This window comes from Sunxiuqinia indica (assembly GCF_009847015.1).
In the GTDB taxonomy this organism is placed as follows: Bacteria; Bacteroidota; Bacteroidia; order Bacteroidales; family Prolixibacteraceae; genus Sunxiuqinia; species Sunxiuqinia indica.
In genome coordinates this window covers 20,705-38,523 of sequence record NZ_WVEM01000006.1, presented here as the reverse complement: position 1 = coordinate 38,523, position 17,819 = coordinate 20,705, and the positions used below count along the sequence as shown (strand labels likewise).

15 protein-coding genes are annotated in these 17,819 nt (G+C 40.4%); 11 read left to right on the top strand and 4 right to left on the bottom strand.

Going from position 1 to position 17,819, the window contains the following annotated elements; genetic code table 11:
- The first annotated feature begins 311 nt into the window (after positions 1-311).
- From GR929_RS10360 to GR929_RS10310, 11 genes are all read left to right on the top strand, one after another.
- Complete coding sequence (locus GR929_RS10360; protein WP_159519469.1) at positions 312-1,292, top strand: porin; 981 nt, start codon at positions 312-314, stop codon at positions 1,290-1,292.
- An 18-nt stretch (positions 1,293-1,310) separates the two neighbouring features.
- Positions 1,311-2,372 (top strand): phosphate ABC transporter substrate-binding protein PstS, encoded by a 1,062-nt coding sequence (gene pstS / locus GR929_RS10355; protein ID WP_159519467.1) that lies wholly within the window; start codon positions 1,311-1,313, stop codon positions 2,370-2,372.
- A 24-nt stretch (positions 2,373-2,396) separates the two neighbouring features.
- Entirely contained in the window at positions 2,397-3,248 is an 852-nt protein-coding gene (pstC, locus tag GR929_RS10350; protein ID WP_159519465.1) for a phosphate ABC transporter permease subunit PstC, read from the top strand.
- A 6-nt stretch (positions 3,249-3,254) separates the two neighbouring features.
- Positions 3,255-4,136: a phosphate ABC transporter permease PstA gene (gene pstA, locus GR929_RS10345; protein ID WP_159519463.1), complete on the top strand. Its 882-nt coding sequence runs from the start codon at positions 3,255-3,257 to the stop codon at positions 4,134-4,136.
- 3 nt (positions 4,137-4,139) lie between these two features.
- On the top strand, positions 4,140-4,919 hold the full coding sequence (gene pstB, locus GR929_RS10340; protein WP_201300965.1) for a phosphate ABC transporter ATP-binding protein PstB: 780 nt from the start codon (positions 4,140-4,142) through the stop codon (positions 4,917-4,919).
- Positions 4,920-4,952: 33 nt separating this feature from the next.
- Complete coding sequence (locus tag GR929_RS10335; protein ID WP_159519462.1) at positions 4,953-5,639, top strand: phosphate signaling complex PhoU family protein; 687 nt, start codon at positions 4,953-4,955, stop codon at positions 5,637-5,639.
- A gap of 3 nt (positions 5,640-5,642) precedes the next feature.
- Positions 5,643-6,329: a response regulator transcription factor gene (locus tag GR929_RS10330; RefSeq protein WP_159519460.1), complete on the top strand. Its 687-nt coding sequence runs from the start codon at positions 5,643-5,645 to the stop codon at positions 6,327-6,329.
- Between the two features lie 49 nt (positions 6,330-6,378).
- Positions 6,379-8,151, top strand: coding sequence for a sensor histidine kinase (locus tag GR929_RS10325; protein ID WP_159519458.1), 1,773 nt, complete (start codon positions 6,379-6,381; stop codon positions 8,149-8,151).
- Positions 8,152-8,499: 348 nt separating this feature from the next.
- Positions 8,500-11,250, top strand: a complete 2,751-nt coding sequence (locus GR929_RS10320; protein ID WP_159519456.1) for a TonB-dependent receptor — start codon at positions 8,500-8,502, stop codon at positions 11,248-11,250.
- Positions 11,251-11,267: 17 nt separating this feature from the next.
- Entirely contained in the window at positions 11,268-13,214 is a 1,947-nt protein-coding gene (locus tag GR929_RS10315) for a hypothetical protein (RefSeq protein ID WP_159519454.1), read from the top strand.
- 180 nt (positions 13,215-13,394) lie between these two features.
- Positions 13,395-13,745, top strand: coding sequence for a carboxypeptidase-like regulatory domain-containing protein (locus GR929_RS10310; RefSeq protein WP_159519452.1), 351 nt, complete (start codon positions 13,395-13,397; stop codon positions 13,743-13,745).
- A 229-nt stretch (positions 13,746-13,974) separates the two neighbouring features.
- On the opposite strand, the gene GR929_RS10305 is transcribed toward GR929_RS10310, so the two are convergent.
- The 4 genes from GR929_RS10305 to GR929_RS10290 form a co-directional block, all read right to left on the bottom strand.
- Positions 13,975-14,439, bottom strand: a complete 465-nt coding sequence (locus GR929_RS10305; protein WP_159519450.1) for a heme-binding domain-containing protein — start codon at positions 14,437-14,439, stop codon at positions 13,975-13,977.
- 34 nt (positions 14,440-14,473) lie between these two features.
- Complete coding sequence (locus GR929_RS10300; protein ID WP_159519448.1) at positions 14,474-14,866, bottom strand: heme-binding domain-containing protein; 393 nt, start codon at positions 14,864-14,866, stop codon at positions 14,474-14,476.
- A gap of 148 nt (positions 14,867-15,014) precedes the next feature.
- Complete coding sequence (locus GR929_RS10295) at positions 15,015-17,120, bottom strand: M3 family metallopeptidase (RefSeq protein WP_159519446.1); 2,106 nt, start codon at positions 17,118-17,120, stop codon at positions 15,015-15,017.
- 92 nt (positions 17,121-17,212) lie between these two features.
- Positions 17,213-17,809 carry a flavin reductase family protein gene (locus GR929_RS10290; protein WP_159519444.1) on the bottom strand — a complete coding sequence of 199 codons (597 nt, stop codon included), beginning with the start codon at positions 17,807-17,809 and terminating at the stop codon, positions 17,213-17,215.
- Positions 17,810-17,819: the final 10 nt, after the last annotated feature.

Here is a 17,819-nt window from a genome sequence, read left to right as displayed (position 1 = left end):
TTTTTTTTGTTATCGATTTGACTTGGGCTTGAGTTGGAAAAAATTTACAGTTAGGGCAGGAAGAAGGAGATCGTTTTTACGCGTTGTAGTCATTTGTTACAAAAAGAACAGTTTGTAATAGTTCTTTAATCAATCTTCAATTATCAGTATAGCAGCAGGTTAGTAGGCGTATCCAAGAATTATTACAAACCTGTAATTGTTAATTTAATCGTTTTGTAATATTTTATTAACCCAGCTGTAATGCAATAGGTATTCATTTGCCATCGAATTCCGCTGTTAAAGGAGTTTAAAGTTTTATCAATCTTAAGTATATGAAAAAAGTCAATCTTTTGTTATTGGCATTGCTCAGCTTTGCTGTAACAGGAATGTCCCAAACGGACGAGTTTAAACCAGGTGGAAAACCATTTATGAAAATTTTCAGTAATTATCACAGTACATTTTCTGATGGCAAATCAGCTTCCGCCTTTGAACTAACCCGGCTGTACCTAGGCTACGAGTACAATTTCAGCGAAAACTTTTCAGCAAAAGCAAATCTGGATATCGGTGATCCCGGTGCTGGTAGTTTGGAAATGACCGCCTACGTGAAAAACGCCTATTTAAGATATAAGGCAGATAATTTCACGGTAAATTTTGGTTTGATTTCAACTACGGCTTTTAAAACTCAGGAAAATGCCTGGGGGTACCGTTACATTGCGAAATCATTTCAAGATGCCTATAAATACAGCTCGAGTGCTGACTTAGGAGTGAGTGTAGCTTATAAATTTAGCGACTACTTGAGTGCCGATGTTATTGTTACCAATGGCGAAGGATACAAAAAATTACAGTCCGACAGTACTTTCCGCACAGGTTTTGGTCTTACTGCCAATCCGGTTGAAAAGCTAACTGCACGCATTTATTACGACTTTATTACCGACAACAATATGCAATCTTCATTGGCAACTTTTGTTGGCTATGCCGGCGACAATTTTTCATTGGGAGCCGAGTATAATCAACAGTTTAATGTTAAGTATGTTGAGGATCGTGATTTGAGCGGTACCTCGTTTTACGGAACAGTAAAAGCTTCTTCAAAAGTGAAGGTTTTTGCACGTTACGATAATCTATTTTCCAATACTGTTTCTGGTGGTTCTGCCGACTGGAACCTTTCGAAAGATGGTCAGCTGTACATTGCTGGTTTGGAGTATGCTCCAGTGAAAGGAATAAAGCTTTCACCTAACTTTCAGGGATGGAGTCCAGCCGATGACAGTGAGGAATTTAGTGCTTCAATATTTTTGAATTGTGAAATCAAATTTTAATCAATAAATGATTTAATCATGAGAGTATTTTTATCTTTTATCTTGGCGGTTGTGCTTTTTAGTGCTTGCCAAAACTCAGCAAAAAAATCAAATTCAAGCGGTGAAAATGTTAGTTTAACTGCTGCTGGTGCAACTTTCCCATTGCCATATTACAATCTGGCATTCAAAGACTATACAAAAAAATCAGGAACCTTGGTTACCTATGGTGGTATTGGTTCCGGAGGTGGTATTCGTAGTTTGAAAGACAAAGTAGTTGACTTTGGAGCTACCGATGCTTATTTGAGCGATGACAAATTAGCGGAGATGCCTGGCGAAGTCGTTCACATTCCTACTTGTATGGGAGCTGTGGTAATTGCCTATAATTTACCTGGAGTTGATGAGCTAAAACTATCGGATGCCTTGTTGGAGAAAATTTTCATGGGTGAAATTACGAACTGGAACGATGCCGAATTGAAAGCAAACAACCCGGGAGTAGCTCTTCCAGACCTGGAAATTACTTTTGTACACCGTTCGGATGGTAGTGGAACAACCTACATCTTTAGCGATTACATGACTAAGGTCAGCAAAAAATGGGCTGACGAAGTAGGGACTGGAAAATCGTTGAAATGGCCTGTTGGAATGGGAGCAAAAGGGAACCCCGGAGTTGCCGGAACAATCAGCCAAGCTGAAGGTGCTGTTGGTTACATCGGTTCTGAATTTGCTTTTGCACAAAAAATTCAAACCGCTAAAGTACAAAACAGCAGCGGCGAATATATTTTGCCAAGCATCGAAAGTATCAGTGCAGCAGCGCAAGGAGAGATTCCTGCTGATACTCGTGTGATGTTGACCAATTCATCTGATCCTGATTCATACCCAATCAGTGGTTTTACCTGGATTATTTTATACAAAGATCAGGCGTACGATGGTCGCTCAATGGAGCAAGCCAAAGCAACGGTTGAATTCCTTGATTGGATGGTGAGCGAAGAAGCACAAGCACAGGCGGCAAAAGTGAACTATGCTCCGCTTCCTGAAACAGCAGTTCAAAAAGCAAAAGCAATTCTTCGTAGTGTTACTTACGAGGGCAAAACTATTTTGGAGTAGAAATACACCTCTCAAAACTGGAAAATGAATAGTGATAAAATCACAAAAACCGTATTATTTTCAGTTTCAATATTAATCTTAATGTTGGCTGCAGGTATGCTATACTCCCTGGTAGGAGGTGCCATACCTGCATTCAAGGAATTTGGGCTGAAGTTTATCTTTTCCGGCGAATGGAACCCAACTGAAGGTGAAGAAAAATATGGCGCTTTGCCATTTATTGTTGGAACACTGATGACTTCCTTTGGCGCCCTGATTCTTTGTTTACCATTATCATTTTCCACCTCACTGTTTTTGGGGGAATATTTTCGTGGCACTCGCGTTGCTCGAATCCTGGGACTTTTAGTTGATTTATTGGCCGGGATCCCGTCTATCGTTTACGGACTTTGGGGCTTTTATGTACTGCGCCCGGCCTTGATAGAAATTGGATTTGGAGGTCGCGGATTCGGGATTTTCACAGCGGCCCTGATTTTGGCTGTTATGATTATTCCTTACGCAACATCGCTGAGCAACGAAATTATCAGCATGGTGCCCAACGATTTAAAGGAAGCGGCCTATTCTCTCGGTGCAACACGTCTGGAGGTGATTACCTCAGTTACTATTCCAAATGCACGGTCGGGAATTGTGGCCGGGTATATTTTGGCTTTTGGTCGCGCATTGGGCGAAACAATGGCTGTAACCATGCTCATTGGTAACACCAATCAAATACCAACAAGCTTTTTCGGAACAGGGAATACCATGGCCAGTGTGATCGCCAATCAATTTGGCGAAGCTGATGGACTAAAACTGAGTTCGTTGATAGCTATTGGTCTGCTTTTATTCCTGATTACCGGAATAATCAATGCTGCCGGGAAACTGATTATTAAAAAGATGAATTAAGCTGCTATGAAATCGACTTTTGCATGGAAGGATCATACCTCGCGACGATTGCTGAAAGACAAAGCAGTTCTTGTTGGTGTTGTTGTTCTTTCACTCATCACCATATCGCCTATTGTTCTCATCATATCGAAATTGGTTGTGGAGGGATATCAGCAGATTAGCCTTGACTTTCTGATTGAAAACACTCCGGACACCTTCGAAGCGATGACTGCGGTAGCCAATGGCGAGAATATCCCGGGTGGAATAGCCAACGGTATTGTCGGTACACTTTTAATGGTCGTCTTAGCATCGGCGATTGCCATTCCAATTGGCGTGTTAACCGGTATTTATTTGTATGAAAATCAGGGAAAGTTTATGGCCAACCTCACCCGAAATATTTCAGATATTTTGCAAGGGGTACCTTCAATTGTCCTTGGTTTAATTTCATACTTATGGGTGGTAAAGCATATTACTAACGGCTTTTCGGCTTTAGCAGGTAGTGTTTCTTTGGCAATTATGATGTTGCCAATGATTGTGCGCTCTACCGAGGAAACGCTGAAAATGATTCCGCAAACATTAAAAGAAGCTGCTCTGGCACTGGGAGTTCCCTACCATAAAGTGATTTTAAAAGTGTTGGTTCCAACTGGATTTAGTGGGTTGTCAACCGGAATATTACTTGGGATTTCCCGTATTTTGGGTGAAACAGCTCCCTTGTTGCTCACAGCTTTGGGCAGCTCCATCATCAATCTCGATATTACACAGCCAACCAGTGCTGTTCCCTTGCTGATCTGGGAATTTTACAACGATCCGAATATGATTGGACTAATTTGGAGTTCGTCGCTGTTGTTAATGGCTATTGTATTAATTTTGAACATTGTGTCGAAGCAGATTGCAGGCAAAAGAAACTAGAAAATGACAAACACTATAGCTGAAGTTAAAAAACCGATTCTCTCACTAAAAGATTTATCAATCGCCTATGATAAAAAATACGCGGTGAAGAATGTGTCGGTTGAAATAAAAAAGAATACCGTTACTGCAATCATGGGACCATCGGGCTGTGGTAAAAGTACTTTGCTACGGGCATTAAACCGGATGCACGAACTGTACGAAAATATCAGCACTGAAGGGGAAGCTTTTCTGAATGGGAAAAACATTTACGATATGTCACCCATCAAGTTGAGAAGGCACATGGGGATGGTGTTTCAACGCCCAAATCCGTTCCCAACCATGAGCATTTATGATAATGTAATTGCCGGGTACAAGCTGAATGGTATTCGCACCAAAAAGAAGGAGCGAGACGAGATTGTTGAACGTTCTTTACGCGATGTGGCACTTTGGGATGAAGTGAAAGATTCGCTTTTCAAAAAAGGCACTTTCCTGTCGGGAGGACAGCAGCAACGCTTATGTATTGCGAGGGCTTTGGCATTTAGTCCTGAAGTAATTTTAATGGATGAGCCAACTTCGGCTCTGGATCCGGTAGCAACTTCAAAGGTTGAAGACTTACTGGTAAAGCTAAAGGAGAATTACACCATTGTGTTGGTTACTCACAATATGTCACAGGCCGCCCGCATCTCTGATTATTCATTATTTATGTATCTTGGAGAGTTGGTGGAGTATGGTAAAACAAAAAACATGTTCACCAATCCGATTGACCCTCGCACAGAAGAATACTTAACAGGTAAATTTGGTTGATAACCAGTTTCGAAAAATTTTAAAATTCGGATTATGACGATTAGAAAAGATGATGCACTAAATAATATTGTTGCCGACTTTGAAACACTTTCAAATATTGTTTTAGAGCAACTCGATCAAATAGAGCAAGTGATAACTGCCGGAGATATCGTGGTTCCTGAAGACGTTCTGAAAAAGATTCGTCAAAATGAAAACGACATTGATAAGAAGGAAGTTAAACTTAGCGATAAGATTGTAAATACAATCGTTCTTTATCAACCTGTTGCTTCGGAGCTACGACGAATTATTGCCTGTTACCGAATTGTTTTAAGCTTGGAACGAATCGGAGATCTGGTGGTTAATATTTCTAATTTTATTGAGAAAATTAAAACCCCGGAGGTCTATTCCCGTTTGCAGGAGGTTTTGTCAAACATGACTATTTTGAGCATCAAAATGGTTCGGAAGTCTTTGCTTTCGTTTATCAACGATGATAAGGAGTTTGCCATCTGGACGATTAAGAATGACGTTGTATTTGATGAAATCAATCACAAGCTTTTAAAGAAGATGTTGGCAAAAGCAGACACCGCAGAAAGCAGCAAACATTTACTCATGAGCATTATTACCATTAAGGAAATGATGTCGAACATTGAGCGAATTGCGGATCATGCCACCAACATTGCCGAGGCTGCAATTTATTCCATCGAGGGGAAAGATATCAGACATCATAAAATAGATAAATAAATCATGGATTACACTCCTAAAATATTGGTAGTTGACGATGAAAAGGACCTTCGGGAAATCCTTCAATTTAATTTGTCGAGTGAAGGCTTTGACATTGATGTAGCCGCCTCGGCCGAAGAGGCGTTGACGATGCCGCTGGAAGAATATCACCTGATATTACTGGATGTGATGATGGGAGGAATCTCAGGGTATAAAATGGCCGATATCCTTCGGAAAGAAAGAGAACTGGATGTCCCGATTATTTTTCTGACTGCTAAGGGATCGGAGAATGACCTGCTTACGGGATTTAATGTTGGAGGTGATGATTACATTGTCAAACCCTTTTCAATCAAAGAAGTTGTTGTTCGCATAAAAGCAATTTTGAAACGCGGCAAAAAGACCGAAAAGCCCTCAAGCTTGATTGAATGTGATGGGTTGATGATAGACCTGAACCGAAAGTCAGTCTCAATAGATGACAACCAGATAAGATTAACCCGCAAAGAGTTTGAGATCCTGTCTCTACTCGTTAAAAGCAAAGGGAAATTTATTGCCCGACACGAAATACTGAATCGGATTTGGAGCGACGATGTTATTGTTACCGAGCGGAATGTGGATGTCAATATAGCCCGATTGAGAAAAAAAATTGGCAATTATGGTGCAGCCATTAAAGGGCGATCGGGTTATGGATATTGTTTTGATTATCAGAATTAACCTGACCAATAAAGACAACTGATTTTGTTTCATTCTAAAAATTAAAACCGTGGTATTTCGACACAGAACATATAAACAACGCATTTTCATTTACTTTTTTGCGGCATTCTCGTTTTTCATGATTGCCATTTTGGCGTTCCAGTATAATCGGGAAAAGAGATACCGAATTGACGAACTGGAAACATCGCTGGATAACTATGCAGGTTTTACACATCGTTACATTGAGCATTACGATATCTTGAGCCACCAGAATTTTGAGCGCCTTGATACGATTAAGCACCTGATTCCGGAAAGCAACATCCGGATTACAGTGATTGGGCAGAAAGGGAATGTGATGTACGATAGTTTTGTACCCGAATATTCAACGATGGAAAACCACTTACACCGCCCCGAAGTACAAAAGGCTTTGTATTCCGATACCGGGGGAAACATCAGGCATTCTGAAACAACCGGGCAGGACTTTTACTATTATGCCCGCTACTATGATGGCTATTTTGTACGATGTGCGGTGGTTTATAATATCGCCATTGAAAACTTTCTGAAAGCCGAGCGGGTATTTATCTTTTTTATGCTTGCCCTTTTTGTTATTATGTGGATACTCCTTTCGTTGGTTACAAAACGGCTGGGTGAGATTATTAACCGACTGCGTGACTTTGCAGTCCGCGCCGGGAAAGATGAAGATATTGATCCGCATTTGGAGTTTGTGGATTCGGAGTTTGGCGATATCCGACGGCAAATTGTACAAATTTACAATGGCTTGCGTAAAACCAAGCAAGACTTAACTGCCGAGAAAGAACGCCTGTTCAACCACCTAAATGCACTGAACGAAGGGATTGCATTTTTTCTTCCAACCAAAGAAAAGATATTGGCCAACAGCCACTTTATCCAATACATCAATCTAATTTCTGAACGTTCATCCATTTCAGCTGAAATGCTGTTCGAAATAGAAGATTTCAAACCGCTGGTTTTTCAAATTGAAAAATACCTGAGTGATGATATTGTGATTAATCCGAAGGATTTACCTCAATTTTCGGTTACGATATCCAAAGGCGAAAAATATTATAATGTTCAAAGCATTGTGTTCCCCGATAAGAGTTTTGAGATTTTAATTAGTGATGTAACAAGACCCGAAAAACGCCGATTACTGAAACAACAATTGACATCGAATATTGCACACGAATTGAAAACTCCTTTGGCTTCGATTAAAGGATACCTGGAAACAATTATAAACAACAAAAATTTGCCAAAGGAAAAACAGGTGTACTTTGTGCAGCGGGCTTTCTTTCAAAGTGAGCGACTCAATTCGCTGCTCAACGATATCTCACTATTGAATAATATTGAAGATGCCGGCGATTTGTTTGAGTTTAAGCATGTGCATTTGCGACCCCTGATTAACGATGTGATTGAGAACCTGGAATCGCGCATGAATGAAAAAAACATCGTGATTCAGCTCGCTGTTGATGAAAAAGTGACTGTTTTCGGAAATGATAGTTTGCTGTCCTCCATTTTCCAAAACTTCATAGAGAACTCCATTAATTATGCAGGTGAGAATGCTTCGATTAAGATAAAACAGTACCTGGAAGATGAGAAGTTCTATTACCTGAGCTATTCTGATTCCGGAAAGGGAATTGCAGAGACACACCTTCCAAGAATATTCGAACGTTTTTATCGTGCCGATGAAGGACGAACAAGAGAAAACGGGGGAACCGGATTAGGTTTGTCGATTGTGAAAAATGCTGTGCAACTCCATCGGGGAGAAATTTCGGTTCGAAACAAACCCGAAGGCGGTCTGGAATTCTTATTTTCATTGGCAAAAGCATAACAACGACTTTAATAGAATTGCAATTCAAAATATAAGCCCCGACCATTTTTTGGTCGGGGCTTTTTGCGTTGTATTTCAGCCGATTATTAAATGCTTTGTTATCCAGATGTAATTTAAGCGTATACAATCTTTAATCAAGGTGTAACATAATAACTCGTATTTAGCACCCGAAAACAAGAGCGATCTGTGACAAAAAGGACGATTCTTTAAATGTGATCGAATGATCTGATTCGGGATTCTGCTAAACCGAATGCCAATGGCAGCATTTTTCAAAATCGGAGTTCTTTGTAGTGGTCGTTAAAATTCAACTCAGGAGGTTGATTTTAATTGATAATTGATAACAAATTTATGGGACTTAGGAGATTATTTTTGCTGACCATTCTGGGCAGCATTTCACTCATTGCAACTGCTCAAACAGGAAAGCTAACAGGAGCGGTAACTGATGCGAAAACAAACGAAACACTGATTGGTGCCACCATCTTTCTCGAAGGCACAACCATTGGCACAATCACTGATTTTGATGGAAACTACATCGTGGATAAAATACCGGCAGGTACTTATACGGTGCGCTGTTCATTTATTTCGTACGAAACAAAATCGGTTGAACAGGTCGAAATTACAGCCGGCGAAACGGTGAAGATTGATTTCATTTTAGGAGAATCAACAGTAGAAATTGGCGATGTAAAAGTGGTTGCAAAAGCAAACCGCGAATCGGAAACCATGCTGCTAATGGATCAGAAAGAAGCTTCGGGAATTAAAGAGAGTATTGGCTCAAGACGGTTGTCCGCCCTGGGTGTTTCTGATGCCGCTTCGGCCACTTCCAAAATCTCGGGAGTCACAAAAAACGAGGGCTCCGGTGATGTTTACATTCGTGGACTGGGCGACAGGTATTTATCAACTACGATGAATGGCTTGCCAATACCTTCGGACGATGTCGAGAAAAAGAATATCGATTTAAACTTATTTTCAACCGACATCATCAAGAATGTAGGCATCAATAAGACCTTTTCGGCGGACACCTATGGTGATCAAGCTTCAGGTACTGTTGATGTTAGTTCAAAAACATTCAGCGAAAAGATGACACTGGGACTTTCAGCCAAAGCTAATTCTAATGTGATAAAAGACGGTATTTGGAGTGATTTCAGAACAACTCAAAATATGAATGATGTGAGCTTGGGGATCTATCAACGTACTTATACAACTGAGGCCGCTATCAAACAGCAATCCTGGAATCCGGAACAGCGAACGATGCCACTCGGATTTGATTTTTCGCTTACCGCCGGAAAGAGATTAAAGTTATTCGATCGTGATTTTACTGTTTTTGCAACGATTGGTCACGAAAATGAATACGAGCACCAACAGGGGCTTTATAAAAAATATAGATCCAATATTTTGAACAATTCGTTTAATGATGCCGAAACCTTCAATACAAAAATAACCACTACCGGACTGGTTAATCTGGCCTATGAATTTAATAGCAACCACAATCTAAATTTCAACAGTTTGGTAGTTATTAAAACAAATGATGAGCTCTATGAAGCAGGTCGCAATGGCGAAGGATATATCTATGACCAGCTCCCAAAAGACTCCATGGCATTTGTTCGCGATCAAAACCTGAAACAAACAACGATGCTTGTTAATCAGTTAATGGGGTCGCATAAATTGGACGATAAAAATTTGCTGAAGTGGGCTGTTGGCTACAATTCGGTGAGTGCTGAAGAACCCAATCGAATTCGGAACCAAGTTCATGGCATGGGCGATAATACGTTTCAATTTGCTTATGTCGGGGACTATCAACAGAAAAAATCGTTACAGGATATCAACGATTGGGAGGTTAATGGTTATTTGAATGATGAATTAAAGTTTATTGACCAGGAAGATAGAAAGCTGAAACTGGATTTTGGAGGAAATTTCCGAAAGAAAGAAAGAGATTTTAACTCGATCTCAGTTGGAGTCAGGGGAAAAGGTGTTGACTTTGCATCAATCGATAATATAGATGAAGTATTGCTTGATGAGAGTTTATATTCCGATGGCAGTCTTCGATTGCGGGAAGGAACACCGGATATCTATGCAGCCAATTTAAATGTGTATGCTGCTTATCTGAATGCCAATTTCAAACTGAATAAGTTGAGTGGAATTGTAGGCTTGAGATATGAGAAGGACGAAATCGATGCGAACTGGGATGTTGCCAACTATGTCGGTAGAAAAGGAAGTCTTTCAAATAGCTACGACAATTTATTTCCGGGTGTAAATTTCAAATACCTGTTAACTGAAAAAAGCTCGTTACGTTTAGCAGCCAGTAAAACGACCACACTACCTGAGTTTAAAGAATTATCTCCGTTTGAATATGTTTCACCAACAGGGCGTGTCACGAAAGGGAATCCTGATCTGAAAAATTCGGTCAACTACAATCTTGATTTAAAGTGGGAAATGTTCCCAACTGCAAAAGAATTGGTTTCAGTTACCGGCTTTTATAAACGAATACAAGATCCGATCAATCTGGCACAAACGCGAGGATCATCTGGTAATTTCGTCTTTGAGAATACCGGCGAACAGGCTGATGTTTATGGTTTCGAGGTAGAAACAAGGCTTGACTTAATAGCCGCAGAAGGAACAGGAACGCCAAACCTAAACCTGAGTTTGAATGCCACAAAGATGTGGTTCAATCAGGATTTATTGGAAGAGTTTCAGTACAACAGCAAAACGGAAACTGAATTACAGGGTGCTGCCGGTTTTATTGCGAACGGCACCTTAAGCTACTCTGATAATAAAGAAAATGAATTTGTCGCGACCCTTAGCGGCAACTACTCATCGGATAAAATATTGGCCTTGGGTGCGCCTGAAGATTTTGCAAACAGCGCCACCTATTTCAATAATGAGATCGTCGAAAAAGGATTTGCCACTGTCGATCTTGTACTTAGCAAAAAAATATCAAAAACTGTTTCGTTGAAATTTTCAGGCAAGAATCTGCTAAATCCTAAAATTGAACAGACGCAGGAAATAGTGCCCTTGTCGGGAAGTGCTTCCAACGAAGTGGTAAGCTCATATAAAAAAGGGATAGCCCTTAGTTTAGGTGTAAAAATAGATTTGAACAAATAACTAGAAAATTGACAAAAATGAAAAAGTTAGTATTTAAAATTTTAGGACTTGCGATTTTAGCAACTGTAGGATTTACAAGTTGTGATAACGGTGATGATCCAATTCCACCGGTAGATGAAGTACTTGAAGCTTTATCAAACGGAGAAATGAATGGTACACTTCCTGAGAGTGTGACTCTTAATTCGGCTATAAGTTATGACTTGTCCGGATCGTTTATTGTTCCTGACGGAATGACTTTGACCATTCCTGCCGGAACGAACATTGTTGCCGACAATGGTGGAACTGATGTTTACATTGCTGTATTAAAAGGTGGTAAAATTGATATCCAGGGAACAACAAGTAGTCCTGTAGTGATGTCGTCGTCAACTGGTAATCCGGGAGACTGGGGAGGTTTAACCATTTGTGGGAAAGCGACAACAACAGCAGGAGTTGATGCTGAAGCAGAAGTAGGTGGTTTCATTTACGGTGGGACTGAAGATGCTGATAATTCAGGTTCAATTAAAAACCTGGTAATTATTGGAACTGGTGCTCAGATTAATGAGGAATCTCAATACAACGGTGTTTCTTTTTACGCTGTTGGTTCAGGTACAACTGTTGAAAATGTTGCCGTTATCAATGGTTCTGATGATGGTGTTGAATTCTTCGGAGGAACCGTTTCTGTAAAAAACCTATTCTTGCAAAACAACGAAGACGATGCAATCGACTGGACTGAAGGTTGGAGCGGAACAATAGACAATGCCTATGTTGAGCATACCATTGCTGGATTCTCTACAGTTATTGAAGGAGACAAAGTAAATAATAACCCCAAAATTAATAACCTGACTGCAGTATCGACTGTTGGGGGAACAGCTCTTCAATTCAAATTGGAGTCAGGTATGACAATTACCGGTTTGTCTTTAACAGGATACACAAAAAGTATCGACATGAAAGATGACGGTTCGTTGGCAAATGTTATTATTGATGGAGAAACAGCTGATCCTGCAAAAAGTTACAATGCTGCTGCAACTGTAGATCCAACAGCTTGGGGATGGGTTGATGCGGAATTAGCGGAAATTGTAGAACTGAATGGAAGCGTTGACTCTGATGTTACTCTTGATTCAGATAAAACTTACCGTTTAACTGGTTCTTACATTGTTCAGGATGGAGCATCTCTTACGATCCCTGCAGGAACAAAAATTCATGCTGATAACGGTGGTACTGATGTTTATATCGCGGTATTGATGGGAGGCCAGATTTTTATCAACGGAACTGCAGAGGAGCCTGTTGTAATTGCTTCAGACTTAAGTCTTCCTGGCGACTGGGGAGGTTTAACCATTTGTGGTAAAGCAACAACAACTGCCGGTGTAAATGCAACAGCTGAAGTTGGTGACTTTACGTACGGCGGTGCCGAAGATACAGATGATTCAGGAGACATTACCTACTTGGTAATTAAAGGAACCGGTGCTCAGATCAACCCTGAGTCTCAATACAATGGCGTTTCATTGTATTCTGTAGGGTCTGGTACAAAGATCGAGAACGTTGCAGTGATCAACGGCTCTGATGATGGTATTGAATTTTTCGGAGGAACAGCTTCTGTTACCAATATCTACTTAGAAAATAACGAAGACGACGCTGTAGACTGGACAGAAGGCTGGAGCGGAGGTATCACGAATACTTATATCTCTCATACCATTGCCGGATTCTCTACCGCTTTTGAAGGTGATAAAGTGAACAACAACCCACAATTCACCAATGTAACAGCTATCTCAACAGTAGGTGGTACTGCGTTACAATTCAAATTGGAGTCTGGAGCAACCATTACGAACCTTTACCTGGAAGGTTACGATAAAAATATCGATATGAAAGATAATGGTGCTTTGACGAACGTTCAAATCGATGGCGCTGATGCAACCACAACTGCAGCGTATGACGCTGGTACTAAAGTTGACATTTCTGGTTGGAACTGGATCGACGCAACACTGTAAACAAACACAATAGATAACAATATTGAAGTGTAAGCAGACTTCAATTCCCGTAAATTTGTGAAGTTCCGAGTCAACCGACTCGGAACTTTTTTCTGTTTAATTAAACTTTAATCTTTCTGTAATTCTGTCTTAATCAGTATCCGCTACATTTGATGTGAACAAAAACAAAAACAAAATAAGATGAAAGCTTTATTATTTACGGTATTATTTTCAGTTCTGGTATCTTTCTCGTTTGCTGCACAAAAGGAGACAAAGGAAGAAAGTAAAACAGAAATAGCTGCACTAAGTTTAAGCGGGCAGGTTGTGGATAAAGTAAGCCATGAAGCTTTAGTGGGAGTTAAAGTTTGTTTAGAAGGAACGGATAAAGTTGCTTACACTGATTTTGATGGAAATTACCAATTTAAAGGAGTTGAAGCCGGACAATACAATTTAACCGCTTCTTATATTTCCTACGAAGAATCAAAAATTGAAAATATTCAACTAAGTCTCAAAAAAAGTGAGTTAAATATTAGTTTAGAAGTAGTCAACTAATTGTTTACTTGCTAATTATATACTTAAGATTGACACCGCTTCTGAGAGCAGAAGCGGTTTTTTCCATTCGACAAATTACATAATTACCTTTCTTCCCAATTACGTAAAAAGCATCGTGTTTATCCAAAAACAAGGTGCTTTTTAAATTGAAAGCTTTGACAATAAATTGGTGTTGTTGACTCAAATGAATGGCTTGCGATGTGAGCTTGAAAACGACCTTTCGACTCAACTACTCTCCGGTCAATAGCCGTTCACTCATCGATTCAGTCCAATCAATCAAGGTTTTTCGTTCTTGATCTGAAAGTCTTGCTTTGGGATGAATCAAGGTGTATGATTTCAATGGCATTTTCCCTTCTTCGACTTCCTTTGCGATGTCTTCCATCGTTCCAATCTTATCCAGAATGTCCATTGTTCCCCAGTCTGAAAGATTTAACTCACTTTTCCCTTCATGAATATGATTGTTTATAAAAAATGAAACGGGTGCCACCTGATGATACCAGAGATAAGTAGTTTGATTTGAATGGCAGTCCAGACAAGCATTGGTCAATATCGCTGAAATTTCTGCCGGTACTTGCTCTTGCTTTAGTAGATGATTCGTCTCAATTCCACCTTCATTTTTTTCGGGCTGAATGAACTGGATAACAATTAAAGCAACAACAACTACGACAAGGAGAACTTTCAGTATTTTACGCATGATAAATGAGTTTTCAAGAGTGAATTTACCAATTTTATCGACTCAATAAGGATTTACTTTGTTCTTTGACCCACGCGATTAGAAGCTCTTTTTGATCGTCTGAGAGCGCCTTATCCGGTTTGTGTTCTAAAAATTTTTTAGGTGGCATTTCATTTTTAATAAGAACCTCCTTAATGTCTTTCAGAGCACCTAGTTGCTTTACAGTCGAGAGCTCATGCCAGGTTTTAAAGTCCAAATCTTTTTTGGCATCATCATTCCTCGAGTCGGTATTGTGGCACCCAAAGCACGAATTATTAACGACAGCTTTTACTTCTTCTGACATCTGGATGGTCTTCTCATTCGGCTCTTCTTTTTCGGAAGCGGAAGAAGTAAATGCGAAAGATAATGCGATTAAAAGCAGGCTTAGAGATAAATTCATTTTCTTCATAATTGATTATTTCGATGATTTATAAGTCGAAAACAGCGGACAGGCCATAATGGTTGAAAAATTTGCCTAAATAATTGTTAAGCTGGTATTGAGCAAAAAAAAACCGGACAAATCAATGCCCGGTTCTAATCAAGTTCGTATTTTGGTTTTAATTTTTCAATCCACTTCGTTCCAACAGGGCATCAACAGTTGGTTTCTGTCCTTTAAACCGAACGTATAAATCCATAGGATTTTCGCTTCCTCCTTTTTCGAGGATATTTGTACGGAATGCATCAGCCGTTTCCTTGTCGAAGATTCCATTCGCCTTAAATGCTGCGAAAGCATCAGCATCGAGCACTTCGGCCCATTTGTAGCTGTAATAGCCAGCTGAGTAACCACCGGCAAAAATATGCGAAAATGATGTGCTCATCAGGCTTCCGTCAACCGGAGGAAATAGTTCGGTTGGTGTCATGGCTTTTGTTTCAATTTCGGCAACTGGTTGACTCAAAGGTTCGGTTGCATTATAATAAGCCATATCCAACAAACCGAAGCTCAACTGGCGCTCCGACATATAACCCGACTGGAAGTTTTTAGCGGCAACAATTTTCTCAATCAATTCAGCAGGGATCTTTTCTCCTGTTTCGTAATGTACAGCAAAGCGATCGAGCCACTCTTTTTCGTAAGCCCAGTTTTCGTGCATCTGCGAGGGAAGTTCTACAAAATCCCAGAATACGTTGGTTCCCGACGTACTTTCGTATTGGCATTTGCTCAGCATGCCGTGCAAGCCATGGCCAAACTCGTGTAAAAAGGTTGTTAGTTCATCAAAGGTAAGCAGCGATGGTTTGGTCTCTGTTGGCTTGGTAAAGTTGGTTACAATGCTTACATGTGGGCGAATATCTTCGTCTCCTTCAATCCACTGCCCACGAAAATCGGTCATCCAGGCTCCGGAACGTTTGCCGTCGCGCGGAAAAAAGTCCATGTACAGCACTGACACAAAGTTTCCTGTAGCATCAAACACTTCGTAGGCTTTCACGTCAGGATGATAAACCGGTATTTCTTTGTTTTCCTTCAGTTCTAAGCCGTACAAGGTATTCGCCAAATTAAATACACCATCAATCACATTTTCAAGCTTGAAATAAGGTTTTACTTCTTCCTCATTAAACCCATAGCGAGCTTTTTTCAGTTTTTCTGAATAGTAGCCCCAGTCCCAACGTTGTAGCTCCCCAGTAAAACCTTCAGATCTGGCAAACTCCACCACTTCATCGAAATCCTTTTCAGCAGCAGGACGTGAAGCCTGATGTAGTTCATCGATAAACGTTAACACACGATCAGGCGTTTCGGCCATGCGGCGTTGTAGCGTGTAATCGGCGTGCGATTCGTAACCTAACAATTTGGCCTTCTCCAACTTCAGATCAACAATTTTTTGAATGATTTCCTTGTTGTCGAATTTGTTGCCCTTATTAGCCTTTGTTGAAAATGCCCGAAACATTTCTTCGCGTAACTCGCGGTTGTCAGCATATTTCATAAACGGTATGTAGCTCGGATATTGAAGTGTAAAAATCCAGCCTTCCTTATCTTTTGATTTGGCAGTATGAGCTGCTGCTTCTTTTGCAAATTCAGGTAAGCCGGTCAATTCATTTTCATCGGTAATGTGCAATTCAAAGGCGTTGGTTTCGGCCAGTACATTTTCAGAAAATGTTAAGCCTAGCTTTGATAATTCGCCGGTGATTTCGCGGTAGCGGGCTTTATCATCATCATTTAAATTAGCCCCACTGCGAACAAATCCGAGGTATGAATTTTCCAACAAGGTTTCCTGTTCCGGATTTAATTCCAATTCATCTTTTTGCTCGTAAACGACTTTTACACGGGCAAACAAATCAGGGTTCAGCGAAATGTCATTGCCAAATTCCGAAAGCATGGGAGCGACCTCCTGTGCGATTTTTTGAATCTCATCATTGGTTTCGGCTGAATTCAGATTAAAGAAGATTTTCCGAATAGTTGATAACCGATCGCCTGTTTTTGACATCGCCACCACAGTATTCTCGAAAGTTGGAGGCTCCGGGTTGTCGATAATTTCTTGTACTTCGGCGCGGGCTTCCTCAATGGCTACTTTAAAAGCCGGTAAAAAGTGCTCGTTTTCAATTTTATCAAATGGAGCTGTTTGATGAATATTCTCAAATGTTTTCAATAGCGGATTTTCAGTTGTTTCTGCTTTTGTTGTCATCATAATTACTAAGACTAAAAGGGTCGTTAAAACCCCATAATTTGTTTTCATTTTTTATTGCGTTAAAGTTTTCAGTAAATAAAAAGTTGTAAAGGATCTGTTGTAAGTTGTAACAAAATATTACAGAAAACTTTAAGAATAGTTCAATTCCCTGGTTTTTTCTTTTTGCGTTTCTTCTTTTTTTGCACCGACCAGCCAAATTTGCCAATGGCTTTACCCAGTTCAAAATAGTGACCATGCGAATAACAAATGGGACTGGCCTTTTTTAAGCTGAAAGCCCCGGTTTTTGGGTCGATGTATTGTTCGTCAGCAATCACATTCACTACCTCGGAGATAAACATGTCGTGGGTCCCCAGTGCAATAATGTCTTTAACTTTGCATTCGATGCTGATGGGTGCCTCTTCAATGATGGGAACCTGAACCACACTTGCGGGAGCACGCGTTAAGCCCATTTCCTTCCACTTGTCAAACTTTTTGCCCGACCTCACCCCACACCAGTCAGTAGCACGGGCAAGTTCCGCCGTCGTTAGGTTGATCACATATTCGCCAGTTCGTTTAATAATTTCGTACGAATGGCGACTTGGCCTCACAGAGATGTAGCACATTGGCGGATCGCTACAGATAGTGCCGGTCCAGGCAATGGTAATTAGGTTTTGTTCCTCCGGCGTAACACCGCAGCTCACCAAAACGGCAGGCAATGGGTACACCATTGTTCCGGGTTTCCAATTCACTTTTGCCATGTATTCAGTT

What these genes read in the sequence shown, in the direction of transcription:
- GR929_RS10290 (WP_159519444.1), bottom strand. Translation starts at nt 17,809, where the DNA reads ATGGCAAAAGTGAATTGGAAACCCGGAACAATGGTGTACCCATTGCCT.
- GR929_RS10320 (WP_159519456.1), top strand. Translation starts at nt 8,500, where the DNA reads ATGGGACTTAGGAGATTATTTTTGCTGACCATTCTGGGCAGCATTTCA.
- pstA (WP_159519463.1), top strand. Translation starts at nt 3,255, where the DNA reads ATGAAATCGACTTTTGCATGGAAGGATCATACCTCGCGACGATTGCTG.
- GR929_RS10315 (WP_159519454.1), top strand. Translation starts at nt 11,268, where the DNA reads ATGAAAAAGTTAGTATTTAAAATTTTAGGACTTGCGATTTTAGCAACT.
- GR929_RS10335 (WP_159519462.1), top strand. Translation starts at nt 4,953, where the DNA reads ATGACGATTAGAAAAGATGATGCACTAAATAATATTGTTGCCGACTTT.
- pstS (WP_159519467.1), top strand. Translation starts at nt 1,311, where the DNA reads ATGAGAGTATTTTTATCTTTTATCTTGGCGGTTGTGCTTTTTAGTGCT.
- GR929_RS10295 (WP_159519446.1), bottom strand. Translation starts at nt 17,120, where the DNA reads ATGAAAACAAATTATGGGGTTTTAACGACCCTTTTAGTCTTAGTAATT.
- pstC (WP_159519465.1), top strand. Translation starts at nt 2,397, where the DNA reads ATGAATAGTGATAAAATCACAAAAACCGTATTATTTTCAGTTTCAATA.
- GR929_RS10360 (WP_159519469.1), top strand. Translation starts at nt 312, where the DNA reads ATGAAAAAAGTCAATCTTTTGTTATTGGCATTGCTCAGCTTTGCTGTA.
- GR929_RS10310 (WP_159519452.1), top strand. Translation starts at nt 13,395, where the DNA reads ATGAAAGCTTTATTATTTACGGTATTATTTTCAGTTCTGGTATCTTTC.
- GR929_RS10305 (WP_159519450.1), bottom strand. Translation starts at nt 14,439, where the DNA reads ATGCGTAAAATACTGAAAGTTCTCCTTGTCGTAGTTGTTGTTGCTTTA.
- pstB (WP_201300965.1), top strand. Translation starts at nt 4,140, where the DNA reads ATGACAAACACTATAGCTGAAGTTAAAAAACCGATTCTCTCACTAAAA.
- GR929_RS10330 (WP_159519460.1), top strand. Translation starts at nt 5,643, where the DNA reads ATGGATTACACTCCTAAAATATTGGTAGTTGACGATGAAAAGGACCTT.
- GR929_RS10300 (WP_159519448.1), bottom strand. Translation starts at nt 14,866, where the DNA reads ATGAAGAAAATGAATTTATCTCTAAGCCTGCTTTTAATCGCATTATCT.